Source organism: Desulfovibrio intestinalis (assembly GCF_014202345.1).
GTDB lineage: Bacteria > Desulfobacterota > Desulfovibrionia > Desulfovibrionales > Desulfovibrionaceae > Desulfovibrio > Desulfovibrio intestinalis.
The window spans coordinates 567413-580208 of sequence record NZ_JACHGO010000001.1; the positions used below are offsets into that span (position 1 = coordinate 567413).

Genomic DNA, 12796 nt, shown 5'->3' on the forward strand with positions numbered 1-12796 from the left:
GTATTACGCTCCTGAATGGTATTGCCGATTAGCCATGCCTGGCCTTAGGAGGGATCGTCATTGTAGGCGGCTTTTTCAGGAGCCGGAACACCCTTGCCGGATTTGTCCGCAGATTTGCTTTCAGGCTTGGCTGCTTCCTTGGCTTGTCCGCCAGCAGCGTCGCCGGAGGGCAGAGCATCCAGGGAAATGTGCTGGTACTGGGGTATGGCGAAGTGAGGCGGTTTGACGCCGGGGACAAGAAGGATGTGCGCATTTTTCTTGGTATCGGGGTCTTCATAGCGCATTTCAGGGCTCTTGCGCAGGGGCTCGCTGATGTAATCGGGGGCATAGCCAAGCAGGTAGGCCGCGCCCTTGCACCACGGCTGATCGCCCGGATCAATGGTTTCCTGCATCAGTACAAAAGCATTGAGCAGTTGTTCCGGGGTGCGGTCGATATTGCGCTTGGAGTAACGGCCAGACTTGTTGTTTACCAGCCAGCAGCTGTTCTTGCGGTCGTTGATGATTTCGCCGCTTATACGGCCAGGACCGCCAGCTGTGCCAGAAACATGCCCATAGTTTTCAGTGGTGCCGGGCTTGCGTTGGGATTTGTCTTCCGGACGGAAAAATCCCTTGGGATAAGTGCGGCCATAAGGATGGGGCGCTTCTTCAATAAGGGCCACGCCTCCTTCAGGGGTGATTACAAAGTTGTACACAGGCCTTTTGACGTCAAGCACGGCGTGGGCACCCCTCGTGGCTACCTGAAGATAGGGATTAAGCAGGACATTGTGTTCTTTATTCGCTTCATAGTGTTTGATGTAGGAAGGTCTGTTGGCGATGCCGTAAAGAACGTCAAGGTTTTCAGCAGCCAGGGCCGCGCCTTCCAAGGCGAAGAGCGTGCCAAAAATAACAGCAAGATATTTTTTCATGATATTGCTCCGGGGTTGGCCCTTACAGCGGCTTGTTAAGCAGTACGCGTACTTTGGAACCTATCCATGTGTGCACGTCCTTCATCGCAAGTTTTTCTCCCAGCTGTGCATAGAGGGCCTGCATCAGCTTTTCACCAGCTTTGTGGGCTTCTATCTGCTTGGTGAAGTCGCCGTCGTAACCGAATGAAAAATCATAAACAAAGGGGGCTCCGCCCTCGGTACGCGACCATGCCTCCATCGAAACGGAAAGGGGCTTGTCAAGACCGGGCAATTCCATATGGCCGGGGCGGCAGCGCATGCCATAGGCCACATGGGCCGTCAACTTGGTGTCTGCGGGCAGGCCGAGTTTGAGCAGTTCGGGCACATAAGCGCCAAAGTCCGCCAGGTTCATCTGGCCGAGTTCACCGCGCGTCAGCGTAAAGTTCACGGCCTTGTCCACATAGCTTACAAGCTGGCCGCCTTTGCCGATGCCAATGTTGTCTTCAGCATTGCTGCTGCTTTTTACGCCTTTGGCTTCCAGCTTGGTTGCAAGAACCTTGCTGAAGGAACCGTTTATGCCCTTTACCGAAACACGCAGCGGACTTGCGGGGTAGCCGCGCTGATAGTTGGTGGTGACGCGGATGAGGAATCCTTTTTGCCACAAAGCAAAATCAGGGGTGTCAAAATAGGTTTTGATGGTAGGGGCCAGAGCGAAAGGATCTTTTTTCTTTTCCGTCATGCTGATATTCAGTTTGGCGGCTACATCCTTTGCCTGATCCCATATTTCTTTGAACGCCTTGGTTACATCGGCATTCACTTTTTCCGGGGCCACAAGGAATTTGTATTCCCGCCCGGTAATTTCTTTCACCTGTCCTTTCCATTGTGACAGGTTCTGCTGGTATACTTCGGCGGCTTTGGCCGGAATTACCGCCAGCAGGCCGAACAGCAACAATAGACCAAGTACTTTGCGCATAAACCCTCCGTTTGAGCTTGCCGCGCCAATGGCGCGCATTGCTACCAAAGCCTGCTGTCAAAGCCCATAAGCGGCATGACGTACTGCGTCCACAAAATGAGCATTCCTACGCACGCAGCCAGCTGGAATATGCCGAACTTGAATGATTCCCAACTGGTGTACTGATTTGTGAGGTAGCTGATATTGGCAGGCTTGGAGTTGAAATAAAGCACGTAAACCTGGTTGATAAGAAAGGCCATTGGCAAACAAAAGCCAATGACATCCCATCCGAATTTTTTGGCGACGCTTATGATGATGGGGAAAAGCACGATGGTTCGGGCTGTCTTGCTTTCGCTTACAAGGGTAGTGAGGGCAAAAAGCGAAGCCAGCAGAGTGAATACCGCCACCTTGGGCAAAGAGGCAGCGCCCCACGCGTCCAGGGAATAATGCATCCACAGGCCTACGATGTCTGTTTTGTCCATAAGCCCGCCAAGAACGTAGGCTCCCCAACTGAACATGAGCATATGCCAGGGGATGTCGGCGTCGTTCCACTTGATGACGCCAATACGCGGCAACTTGCACACCGCAGGCATAAGCACAGCTATGGCGCCCATAAGGGCTATGACCTCGGCCCGTATGCCGTGGTAGCGGTCAGTGCCCCAAAGCAGAAGAACAGTAAGAAAAACAATGCCAGCGCGAATTTCAGCAGATGAGATGGGGCCGAGCTTGAAAAGCTCCTGCCGCAGTCTGTCGTGTCCCCCGGCTAGTTTGGGAGTGGAGTCTTCCTTGCGGATGGGGAATATCAGGCGTGTGCCCGTATACCAGGCAAAGGCGCACTGGATGATGGACAAAGGCAAAAGAGCCATGATCCAGTCGCTGTAGTAAACCTTGTAACCCGCGTTCTCGAGCAGTTGCGCGGCAAGAAGGTTGGCTGCCGATCCGGTGATGAAGGCAGAAGCTGAAACGTTGTTGGCCAGCAGGTTTTGCAGCACCATGTTGCGCCCCACATTATTGCGGTTTTCGCCGCCTGTGGAGCCGTACATGGCGGATATAACCATGAATAGTGGAAGAAGCAGGGCTGTTTTTGCTGAAGTGGCGCTGATGAATGCGCCTAAAAGCAGATTAAGGGCGATAAAGCAGGCCAGAATGAGTGTAACATTATTGCCCATTGATAAAACCACATAAAGGCATATGCGCTTGGCAAGCCCGGTAACTACAAGGGCACTGGCCATGATGAAACTGGCGATATTAAGAATCATGACCGGCTCGCCCAGCATGGCAAAGGCCGGGCGCATCTTCATAACGCCGGTGAGAATGGTTGCAACAATAATGAGAAATGAGGTCAGGTAATTGGGAATGGCTTCAGAAAGCCAGAGAATAAGCGATGAAACAAAGATACCTAGTGCCGCATAGCAGTGCTCGGGCGCAACCTTTGTTTGTTCTTCAAAAACCCCGATGGGGCCGCACCATTGCAGGTAAAAATAGAGAAAAGAGATAACGCCGAGCGGAAGACCCGCAAATTTTATGCGGTCCATCCAGACGCCACCCTTGAGATCAGGAAGCTTATCAAGCGAGTAATTCCTGATATCCAAAGGGTCAAAGGCCTTGGTGCTTGCTACTTGCGACACGTTGCCTCCTTGATCTGGCTCCTTCCCAAAGGCCACGGGAGATGACCTTTGGGAAGGCGCTGAAACGTCGTCAGAAGTGAGGGGCTGACGACTGCTTCAGCAAATTATTCCATGCCGACAACGCGGCGTGCGGCCTTGAGGTAGTTGGTGTTGGGCATTGCAGCAATGCCAAGGGCTTCTACCGCTTTCTTCATGCCTGCGTAGTCTTCACTTTCGCAGCAGGCCGACTCAAGCAGGGCACCGTTGAACCACACCTGGGCGTATTCACAAATGATGCCTTCCACCGTGAAGCCATAGCGCATTTTTTCAACGCTGACGGCTGCCATATCCGGGTGTTTGCGCACCATTTCAATGAACTCGTCAATGCCGTACTGATCCTTATCAAGGAGCATTTCCACCTTGAGGTGGGAAAGGATCACGGCCAGATCGGTCTTGGATACGGGAAACTGAAATTTGCCGCGAGGTTGAAAAATTTCATACCCTTCGGGGGTTTCGCCCACCTTGGTTTTGATATCCAGCAAGCCGTCGCGCACTTTGACGTTGGCTTCTGTAGTGTGCACCGACAGAAAGTATGTTTCAGCGGGCATTCTGCGGGCCTTGAATAGCACAGCACCGCAGCCCCACATGCTTTCTTTGACTTTTTCGATGATATCGTGACCGAAAACACGAAATTCTGCGCGGGGAACGATTTTTTCGGCTTCAGCCGCAGAAGTGGAAACGTTTTTAGCAAAGACGTCAGCCATGAGAACTCTCCTTGATCTACCAGCGGGTAAAGGGATGTTTGATGAGGTTGGAGTTGAAGTAGCGCGGGTCGCCGGTCACTTCATCACCAATCCAGTCTGGCTTGTCGAACTTCTGGTCTTCGCTGGTAAGTTCGATTTCAGCCACAATAAGCCCCTGGTTGTCGCCGAAGAATTCGTCGATTTCCCACGTAAATTCGCCTTGCTTGATCTTGTAGCGCTTCTTTTCGATCAAGGGCTTTTCGGCAAGGTCGTCCAAAAGAGCGTTGCAGTCGGCGAAGGGAATCTCATACTCGTACTCTGCCCGAGTGGCGCCCACCGTGATGCCCTTGATGGTCAGGAACGCCTTGTCGCCCACCGTGCGCACACGAACGGTGCGTTCCTTGGCGCTGTTGAGGTAGCCTTGACGATACATGGTGCCCTCTGCCAGAGCGCGCCATGCTTCTCCCTTTATAAGGAATTTGCGTTCAATTTCTTTAGCCACTGTATTCTCCTTGGATTTCATAAAAACGTCTCATTGACGTCTGTGCTAACGTATCTCTGGCAGGCACAAGATAAAAATCAGAAGTGCCTGCGTTATTCATAAGCTATATTTATGATTCACCGTCGATGTATATAACTTTCATAAGGCGAACTTATATTTTGTATATTTTATTTTTATTGTACAAAACGAAGCGTTATTTGTCATAATTTGCCAAATAACCTTATTTGCTTGCAAGGAGTCTATATGTTCAGACTGATTCCACTGTTAGTTGTGAGTGTGTTGTTATCTGCTGCGGTTGCGCTGGCTGCCGGTCCATCTCAGTATGAGAGTAATGTTGCGGCCTGGAAACCTCACGGCTCTGTGAATGGCCTTGAGTATAAAATGGCCCTTAACCCGGTACTTTTTGCTACAGACAAGCCAAAAGCCTCTTTCAACAAGCTTTGGGACGCCCTGTCTGCTTCAGCCTCAAAAAACGGCTTTCTGCTGACCAAGTCCGAGAAGGGCAAGGTGCGGCTGCGCATGCGAAGCTATTATGATACGGATAATCTGGCCTTGCGGGATGCGGGCTTTGTCGTGCGCATTACCACCAATTACAAAAAGGATGGCAGCGTAAAAGAAGGCAGAAGGCTCACAGTGAAAACATCCGGTAAGGATCCTGCCTTTATCCTCGGAACGTCGCTGGTTCCTGTGGGTATCAAGGGGGAGATAGCCGCTGAAGACCATCCTTACCTCGACGCGCAGGGTAACATGGGCACCAGGTTGGAAAAAAGCGTTAACATACGCGGTGATGAAAATACGTTTGGTGAACTTGACCGGCCGCGCTTGCAGCAGTTTTCACGCTTTGTACCTGCACTCACCAAGAGCGGTCTTGCAGCTGATACCATCCTTAAAGCAGTGAATGTCTGCACCTATTCGGCCAAAATGGGTTCGGTGGATTTGGCTGGGGTTGAGGCGGAAATTGCGTTTGAAGCCTGGACGGCTTCGTGGGGCGGTGAACCCATAGCGCTGGAGATCTCTTTCAGTGTTGATGATCAGGACTATTACTCCATCCCCAAGGTCGTAGCCGCTGGCAATGAGTTTTACCGTAAGGTGCTGATGCAGGGCCTTGGTCACATGAAACTGCCTGATGGCGGAAAGTTCAGCGGTTCCAAGTTGAAGATGCTGCGGGATATGCAATAGAACTTTTTGTTTTTAAATAGTTCTGTTGTCGTGGCGGATAGGAAGGACCATCCGGTTCAGCGTAGCAGGATTTTGCCCGCAAGGTAATTTTCAGCGCACAACTACAAAGCATATATGATACCGTTGGTTTTTTATAGTCTGTATAAAAGCTCCTTGTTCGGACGGGTTCCGCACAGGGGGCTTTTTTATGAGGTGCTATTTGCTTTGTGAAAGGACATATGCCGTTGAGCGAAGTTCATTACTTGAGCGGCTGCCTCCATATTTAAGACGGATCTGTGCTGACAAATTTGCCAAGTATGCCATGCGACACTCGCAGTTCATATTGGATAATTGTGAATAGTAAAAGTACTGTAACGAGCAATATTTTTAAGTAATAGAAATTCATAATATATAATTAATGACAATAATTAATCATGTTTTGTAATTATAATTATATATAAGCTATAACTATTATAGCGATAAATATTTATTATTTATGATTTATTACTGAATATGCTAATAGAAAACATGCTAGTTATGCAAGTGCTTGAAAAGATAATCTGATTTTTCTGCATGTTTTACTTGGTGCATAAGGTTGTTTCAACGGTGTAATCAATCAAGGGGAATGATATGATTAAAAATATTGCTCCATTACTGGGGAAATGCGTTGGTTGTTTGAGCATCGCCCTACTTACAGTCACATTGGCATTTTCATGTTGCTTTGCTGCGTCCTCTTCGCCTGAAGCAATTCTTGTATTCGGGCACAAAAATCCTGACACAGATAGTATTGTGGGCGCACTGGCTGCAAGCCATTTGCTAAATAAAACCGGCAGGCCTGCCATTGCCATGTCGCAGGGCAAGGCGAATCCTGAAACGGAATTTGTGCTTAAAAAGTTTGGGCTTTCCATGCCCGCTATGCTTGGTCCTGTGGCTGGCAGGTCTGTGGGCATTGTGGACTTCAACGATGCCGCACAGGGGCCGGATGACCTCAAAGAAGCTTCTTTGGTTTTTATTGCCGACCACCACAAACTTGGAGGCTTGAGTACAGCTGTTCCGCTGGAAGTGTGGTTATTGCCGCTCGGCAGCGTGAATACCGTGCTTTATGAAATGATGCTTTTTTATAAGGTGGACATTCCCAAAGAACTTGCTGGTGGAATGCTGTGCGCCATTATTTCTGATACGGTCATGTATCAGTCTGTTACAACCACAGAGCGTGACAAGGCTGCTGGCAACGCATTGGCCAAAATTTCGGGTGTACGCGACCAGAAGGCTCTGGCTCACGAGCTTTTCAAGGCGAAATCAGCATTGGACGGCGTTTCTACTCGTGAAATGGTGCTTCGTGACTATAAAAATTTTGAAATGAGCGGCACCCCTGTGGGAGTGGGGCAGCTTGAAGTACTTTCCTTGGACATGTTGGCGGAAAAGAAAAAAGACCTGTTGGCCGCAATGGCCCAAATCAAAAAAGAAACGAATCTGAACAGCATTTTTCTTATGCTTACCGACATCAGCAAGCAAGGTACAGAAATGCTGGCGATAAGCGATGATTCCGCGCTTCCGTCAACGGCCTTCAAGACTGAATTCAAGGATTCATCTGCCTGGCTGCCCGGCGTCATGAGCCGTAAAAAACAGGTGATCCCATTTCTGGAGGAAGTGTTCAAAAAATAGCTATATGGCCTAACGCTAGCAATGTGGCAAGTAATGGTTGCCTGCGTTTGATTCCATAGGAAAAGTCAATCATCTGAATGTAGGCCGCACAGCTTTAGTCAGTTTGATATTATGCTTATGCCATGTGTAGGGCTTAAATTAGAAGCCCCAGTTTGCTTAATTGGGGCTTCTTACGAACTTTTCAGTACTAAACGTTTTCTGGGGGCGCAGTACTTATCAGCACGATCAGATTGTTAAAGCCATATGCACAAAATAACTGTCGTACTCAACCTTGCTTCTCACAGCTATGCTGGCAACCTATGCCAGTTTTTCCTTTTTTACATGTTAAACTATTTCTATCTGTTGCGGGTAATTTGTTAGTCTTTTTTCCTGTTGGCTCAATGGGAATGTGTTATTTATCCCTCGCCACCACCGCCGAAAGAAATTTTACTGCAAAGCTGAAATCATTTCATTGAGTTGCAGGTCAGGGCGAAAATATTGTCGTAAATTTTTAAACATTCATGCATGTTATGAAAACTATAAGGTTAGTTTTAATTATTGTTTCGAAACTGCCCCTGGTCCCTTGTATCTAAATAAACTAACTGATAGCTATTAATGTATATAGTCGCTGCGTTAATTGACCGCGAAAATATTTGAGAACAAAGCTCACTAGAGAGCAAGAATCTCTCGCCAGCACACATCAGGTCTGTGTAGCTGTTTGCCCATCTGAAAAATCTTACTCTCTTGCCAGAGGGTTTGAGCACCGCTTCTCTGCTATTCCAGCCAAATTTCTTCGTCGGTGTTTCGCTTAACGCGAAGATTCCCCGGCATTCTTCAAATAAGGAGAGCACTATGCATCTTACTCCGCGAGAATTGGACAAATTGATGATCCATACTCTGGCCATGCTGGCTCTGCAGCGCAAGGCTAAGGGGCTCAAACTCAACCATCCTGAAGCCGTGGCTGTTCTGTCTGCTGCTGCTCTGGAAGGTGCGCGTGAAGGCAAAACAGTGGAAGAGGTCATGGACGGCACCAGAAAGGTGCTCACCAAAGACGATGTTATGGACGGTGTGGCCGACATGATCCCTATCGTACAGGTAGAAGCCGTGTTCACTGACGGCAGTCGCCTGGTTACCATCCATCATCCCATCAACTGATCAGGAGGCCGGACATGTCGCAAACTTCATCATCCAAAGTTCCCGTGGGCGGCGTCATCTACTCTGATACTCCCATTGAATTTAACGAAGGGCGTCCCACTGTGACGCTCAAAGTGCGTAATACAGGCGACCGGCCCATCCAGGTTGGTTCGCATTATCATTTTTTTGAAGTGAATCGGGCCCTTGAGTTTGACCGTGCAGCCGCTTACGGCATGCGCCTCAATATTTCAGCTACCACCGCCATCCGTTTTGAACCCGGCGACGAGAAAACCGTCAGCCTGGTGGCTATTGGTGGTACGGCCAGCACCTTCGGGTTTAACAACTTGGTGGACGGTTGGACAGGCAATCCCCATCTCAAACCTATTGATGTCAAAAATGCCATAGACATAGGCTTCAAAAACTCCAAGTAATTCCGCGGCTGTGCCAGCGAATCACGCTGGCTAACGCAAGGAGAATATTATGCCCAAGATTTCTCATCAGGAATACGCAGCTCTGTTTGGCCCTACCGTTGGCGACAAAATCCGTCTGGGCGACACTGACCTCTATATTGAAATTGAAAAAGATCTGCGCGGATACGGCGACGAAGCCGTGTACGGCGGCGGCAAGACCCTGCGTGGCGGCATGGGCGGTGACGCCCGGATGACCCGCGATACGGGCGTGCTTGATATAGTCATCACCAACGTCACCATCGTTGACCCTGTGCAGGGCGTCATCAAGGCAGACGTGGGCATTCGCGATGGCAAGATTGTTGGCATCGGCAAGGCTGGCAATCCCTCAATGATGGACAATGTGGACCCCAATCTTGTGTGCGGCAATGCCACTGACGCCATCTCTGGCGAGCATCTCATCCTCACTGCTGCGGGCATCGACACCCATATTCACATGATTTCGCCCCAGCAGGCCTATGCGGCTTTATCCAACGGCGTGACCACCTTTATTGGCGGCGGTGTTGGCCCCACCGATGGCACCAATGGCACAACCATCACTCCCGGTTCGTGGAACCTCGCCAAGATGATAAAGGCCGCTGAAGGTCTGCCCATCAATATGGGTTTTCTGGGCAAGGGGCACGCTTACAATGCCGCGCCGCTTATAGAGCAGATTGAAGCTGGGGCCGTGGGGCTCAAATGCCACGAAGACTGGGGAACAACGCCCGCGCTGCTGCATGCGGCTCTGAGCGTGGCCGACATGATGGACGTTCAGGTTTCAGTACATACCGACACCCTGAATGAGGCGGGCTATGTTGAAGACACCATTGCCGCCATTGATGGCCGTGTCATCCACACCTACCACACTGAAGGTGCGGGTGGCGGCCATGCTCCCGACATCATCAAGGTGGCCTCTTATCCCAATGTGCTGCCCAGCTCGACAAATCCTACCTTGCCTTACGGCATCAATACCCAGGCAGAATTGTTCGACATGATTATGGTCTGCCATAATCTCAATCATAATGTGCCATCGGACGTGGCCTTTGCGGAAAGCCGCGTGCGCGCTGAAACCATTGCGGCTGAAAACGTTCTGCATGACATGGGCGTTATCTCAATGTTTTCAAGCGATTCGCAGGCTATGGGCCGTGTGGGCGAAAACTGGCTGCGTGCCATCCAAACCGCCGACGCTATGAAAGCTGGGCGCGGCAAGTTGCCTGAAGACGCACCCGGCAACGACAACTTTCGTGTGCTGCGCTATGTGGCCAAGATTACTATCAACCCAGCTATTACCCATGGTTTCAGCCATTTGCTGGGTTCTGTGGAAATTGGCAAGGTCGCTGACCTCGTACTGTGGGAACCCGCTTTCTTTGGGGCCAAACCCAAAATGATCATCAAGGGCGGCATGATCAACTGGGCCAATATGGGGGACCCCAATGCCTCCCTGCCCACGCCGCAACCCACCTATTACCGTCCCATGTTCGGCGCCTATGGCAAGGCCCTCACAGACACGCGCATCACCTTTGTTTCCCAGGCTGCGGCTGAAAGGGACATCAAGAACAAACTGGGGCTGTGCAGCATGGTTGAACCCGTCAAACGCATCCGCAGTCTGTCCAAGCATGATCTCGTTCGCAACGGTAAAACTCCGGTCATTGATGTTGACCCGGAAACCTTTGCCGTCAAGGTAGACGGCGTGCATGCCACGGTTAAACCTGCCAGCAAGGTTGCCCTGGGACATCTGCATTTCTTCAGCTAGGGCAAGCGGACTTTACATTGAGCTGTCAAACCAAGCAGCGCTTGCCTGTGCAAAACACTTTGGCCCTGACAAGCTTTGTTTTGCACAGCGACACCACTGCGGATGTATGGCCGATGTAAAGGCGAGAATGATCTGGAGATTATCTTATTTGATACATGAGCCTCCGGGGGCCATAAACCCCCGGAAGCAACCAAATATATACGAGGAAAGATCATTATGCAGTTAGTGGAACACGTTCTTGGCAATGTTGAATACGGTCATTGGAAAGAAAAACTCGTCGATGCCACTATTGATATACTTGATCTGAGCCAGTGGGACGCGCAAAAAAATCGCCTTCGCAAGCAAAGCAGGGGCGGGCGTGTTGTGGCTGTATCTCTTGATCGTGATGAGTTTTTGCATAACGGCGATGTTCTTGTTTGGGATGAAGAGTCAAAAACCGCCGTGGTTTGCAAAATAGATCTTTGTGAAGTGCTGGTGGTGGAACTGGAAGCCTTGACGGAGCTTGATCCGGGCACTCTGGTTGAGCGCAGCGTTGCCCTTGGGCACGCGCTGGGCAATCAACACTGGCCTGCCGTCGTGCGTGAAGGCAGAATTTATGTGCCAATGTCCGTGGACAGGACAGTCATGAACTCCGTCATGAACACGCATCATTTCGCTGGGGTTCGTTACAGTTTTGTTTCTGGCGAAGAGGTGGCGGCCCTGCTTTCTCCTGCACAGTCGCGCAGACTGTTTGGTGGCAGTGAACGCCCCGTTGATGCGCGCACTCACGGCCATTCGCACAAGCCTGTGGCCATTCTTGATGAAGATTCCAGCCACGGACACAAGCATCACCGTGAGCACGATCACGACCATCACCACGAGCATGGTCACCATCACGAACACCAAAACGAGCACAAACACCATCACCATCATGATGGCGAAGGTCATGAACACCATCATCATGACGGCTATGAAGGCCACGGCGAAGACCATCAGCGCAATCATGAGCAAAAGCACCCGCACGATGGAGGGCACGAGCATAAGCATGATCACGCCGATGGACATAAGGGCAAGCATCATGAGCACGACCATCATGAGCATCACGGCCACAAGCATGACCACTGCCACGGCCGTAAGCACGGCGGGTAGGGTATGAAAAACCCGCAAAAATCACGGCGTACCGCCAATGTAAAAACTGCCAGGCAGGCGGAGCAACCAGATGCGGCATCCGGCCAAAGAGTATTCACCTCTTCGGCTTCAAGCTTGTTCGGGCATATGGGCGGTGGCGTGCTTTCATTGGTGCGCATGATGCAATTTGGCGATTCAACATTGCCCATTGGCGCTTTCGCTTTTTCCAATGCTTTGGAATCGGCTGTACAGAAAGGCATAGTGCGGGACGCGCAAGATTTGCAGGATTACACGGCCTGCGCCATTGAACAGGCCGCCACAAGTGACGCCATCGGCCTTGCCTGGGCCATGCGCTATGCCGCGCAGGACGCCTGGGACGATCTCGTCATGGTGGATCATGAAGTGCATTGTCGCCGGCTGCCTGAAGAGTCGCGCCTTATGTCTGTGCGTATGGGGAAAAAGCTTGTGGAAATGTGCCTGAGCACCACGGGCCTGTCTGGCCTGGATATCTGGCTCGGGCGCATTAATGCGCACGAAACGCCCGGCACCTATCCCGTAAGCCTTGGCTTGTTGTTCAGCCGCATGGGGCTGCCCGTGCAGCAGGCTTTGGTGGTGCACCAGTATGGCCTTGCCGCAACCATTCTTAACGCGGCCTTGCGGCTCATGAGAGTCACTCATCTGGATACACAGCGCATCCTATTCCGACTTATGGAAAATATTGACCGTCAGTGCGCTGTGGCTTCTTCAGTGCCGCTTGAGCGTATGTCCACTTATGCTCCCATGTCTGAAATTCTTGGCGCAGTGCACGTGAAGGCACATGTGCGCATGTTCATGAACTGACTGTATTGTAAAAAAGGGCTGATCTG

At 50.8% G+C, this 12796-nt stretch carries 12 protein-coding genes; 7 read left to right on the forward strand and 5 right to left on the reverse strand.

The window, feature by feature from the left end:
• Positions 1 to 44: 44 nt before the first annotated feature.
• The 5 genes from HNQ38_RS02465 to HNQ38_RS02485 form a co-directional block, all read right to left on the reverse strand.
• Complete coding sequence (locus HNQ38_RS02465; protein ID WP_183717809.1) at positions 45 to 905, reverse strand: hypothetical protein; 861 nt, start codon at positions 903 to 905, stop codon at positions 45 to 47.
• 22 nt (positions 906 to 927) lie between these two features.
• Complete coding sequence (locus HNQ38_RS02470) at positions 928 to 1857, reverse strand: hypothetical protein (protein WP_183717810.1); 930 nt, start codon at positions 1855 to 1857, stop codon at positions 928 to 930.
• 41 nt (positions 1858 to 1898) lie between these two features.
• Positions 1899 to 3464, reverse strand: coding sequence for an SLC13 family permease (locus HNQ38_RS02475; protein ID WP_183717811.1), 1566 nt, complete (start codon positions 3462 to 3464; stop codon positions 1899 to 1901).
• 104 nt (positions 3465 to 3568) lie between these two features.
• Positions 3569 to 4207 carry a hypothetical protein gene (locus HNQ38_RS02480; protein ID WP_183717812.1) on the reverse strand — a complete coding sequence of 213 codons (639 nt, stop codon included), beginning with the start codon at positions 4205 to 4207 and terminating at the stop codon, positions 3569 to 3571.
• A gap of 16 nt (positions 4208 to 4223) precedes the next feature.
• Entirely contained in the window at positions 4224 to 4688 is a 465-nt protein-coding gene (locus tag HNQ38_RS02485; RefSeq protein WP_183717813.1) for a CYTH domain-containing protein, read from the reverse strand.
• 243 nt (positions 4689 to 4931) lie between these two features.
• Between HNQ38_RS02485 and HNQ38_RS02490 the strand changes: the two genes are divergently transcribed.
• The 7 genes from HNQ38_RS02490 (at position 4932) to HNQ38_RS02520 (ending at position 12770) form a co-directional block, all read left to right on the forward strand.
• Positions 4932 to 5867: a hypothetical protein gene (locus HNQ38_RS02490; protein WP_183717814.1), complete on the forward strand. Its 936-nt coding sequence runs from the start codon at positions 4932 to 4934 to the stop codon at positions 5865 to 5867.
• Positions 5868 to 6476: 609 nt separating this feature from the next.
• A complete protein-coding gene (locus tag HNQ38_RS02495) occupies positions 6477 to 7511 on the forward strand; it encodes a manganese-dependent inorganic pyrophosphatase (protein ID WP_183717815.1) in 1035 nt (344 codons plus the stop codon).
• A gap of 831 nt (positions 7512 to 8342) precedes the next feature.
• Positions 8343 to 8645 (forward strand): urease subunit gamma, encoded by a 303-nt coding sequence (locus tag HNQ38_RS02500; RefSeq protein WP_183717816.1) that lies wholly within the window; start codon positions 8343 to 8345, stop codon positions 8643 to 8645.
• A gap of 14 nt (positions 8646 to 8659) precedes the next feature.
• Positions 8660 to 9055: an urease subunit beta gene (locus tag HNQ38_RS02505; RefSeq protein ID WP_183717817.1), complete on the forward strand. Its 396-nt coding sequence runs from the start codon at positions 8660 to 8662 to the stop codon at positions 9053 to 9055.
• Between the two features lie 49 nt (positions 9056 to 9104).
• On the forward strand, positions 9105 to 10823 hold the full coding sequence (locus HNQ38_RS02510) for an urease subunit alpha (protein WP_183717818.1): 1719 nt from the start codon (positions 9105 to 9107) through the stop codon (positions 10821 to 10823).
• 216 nt (positions 10824 to 11039) lie between these two features.
• Positions 11040 to 11951 (forward strand): urease accessory protein UreE, encoded by a 912-nt coding sequence (locus HNQ38_RS02515; protein WP_183717819.1) that lies wholly within the window; start codon positions 11040 to 11042, stop codon positions 11949 to 11951.
• Between the two features lie 3 nt (positions 11952 to 11954).
• Positions 11955 to 12770, forward strand: a complete 816-nt coding sequence (locus tag HNQ38_RS02520; protein ID WP_221277768.1) for an urease accessory protein UreF — start codon at positions 11955 to 11957, stop codon at positions 12768 to 12770.
• Positions 12771 to 12796: the final 26 nt, after the last annotated feature.

Coding starts and splice junctions, on each gene's coding strand:
- HNQ38_RS02465 (WP_183717809.1), bottom strand. CDS start 905: ATGAAAAAATATCTTGCTGTTATTTTTGGCACGCTCTTCGCCTTGGAA.
- HNQ38_RS02470 (WP_183717810.1), bottom strand. CDS start 1,857: ATGCGCAAAGTACTTGGTCTATTGTTGCTGTTCGGCCTGCTGGCGGTA.
- HNQ38_RS02480 (WP_183717812.1), bottom strand. CDS start 4,207: ATGGCTGACGTCTTTGCTAAAAACGTTTCCACTTCTGCGGCTGAAGCC.
- HNQ38_RS02490 (WP_183717814.1), top strand. CDS start 4,932: ATGTTCAGACTGATTCCACTGTTAGTTGTGAGTGTGTTGTTATCTGCT.
- HNQ38_RS02495 (WP_183717815.1), top strand. CDS start 6,477: ATGATTAAAAATATTGCTCCATTACTGGGGAAATGCGTTGGTTGTTTG.
- HNQ38_RS02500 (WP_183717816.1), top strand. CDS start 8,343: ATGCATCTTACTCCGCGAGAATTGGACAAATTGATGATCCATACTCTG.
- HNQ38_RS02505 (WP_183717817.1), top strand. CDS start 8,660: ATGTCGCAAACTTCATCATCCAAAGTTCCCGTGGGCGGCGTCATCTAC.
- HNQ38_RS02510 (WP_183717818.1), top strand. CDS start 9,105: ATGCCCAAGATTTCTCATCAGGAATACGCAGCTCTGTTTGGCCCTACC.
- HNQ38_RS02515 (WP_183717819.1), top strand. CDS start 11,040: ATGCAGTTAGTGGAACACGTTCTTGGCAATGTTGAATACGGTCATTGG.
- HNQ38_RS02520 (WP_221277768.1), top strand. CDS start 11,955: ATGAAAAACCCGCAAAAATCACGGCGTACCGCCAATGTAAAAACTGCC.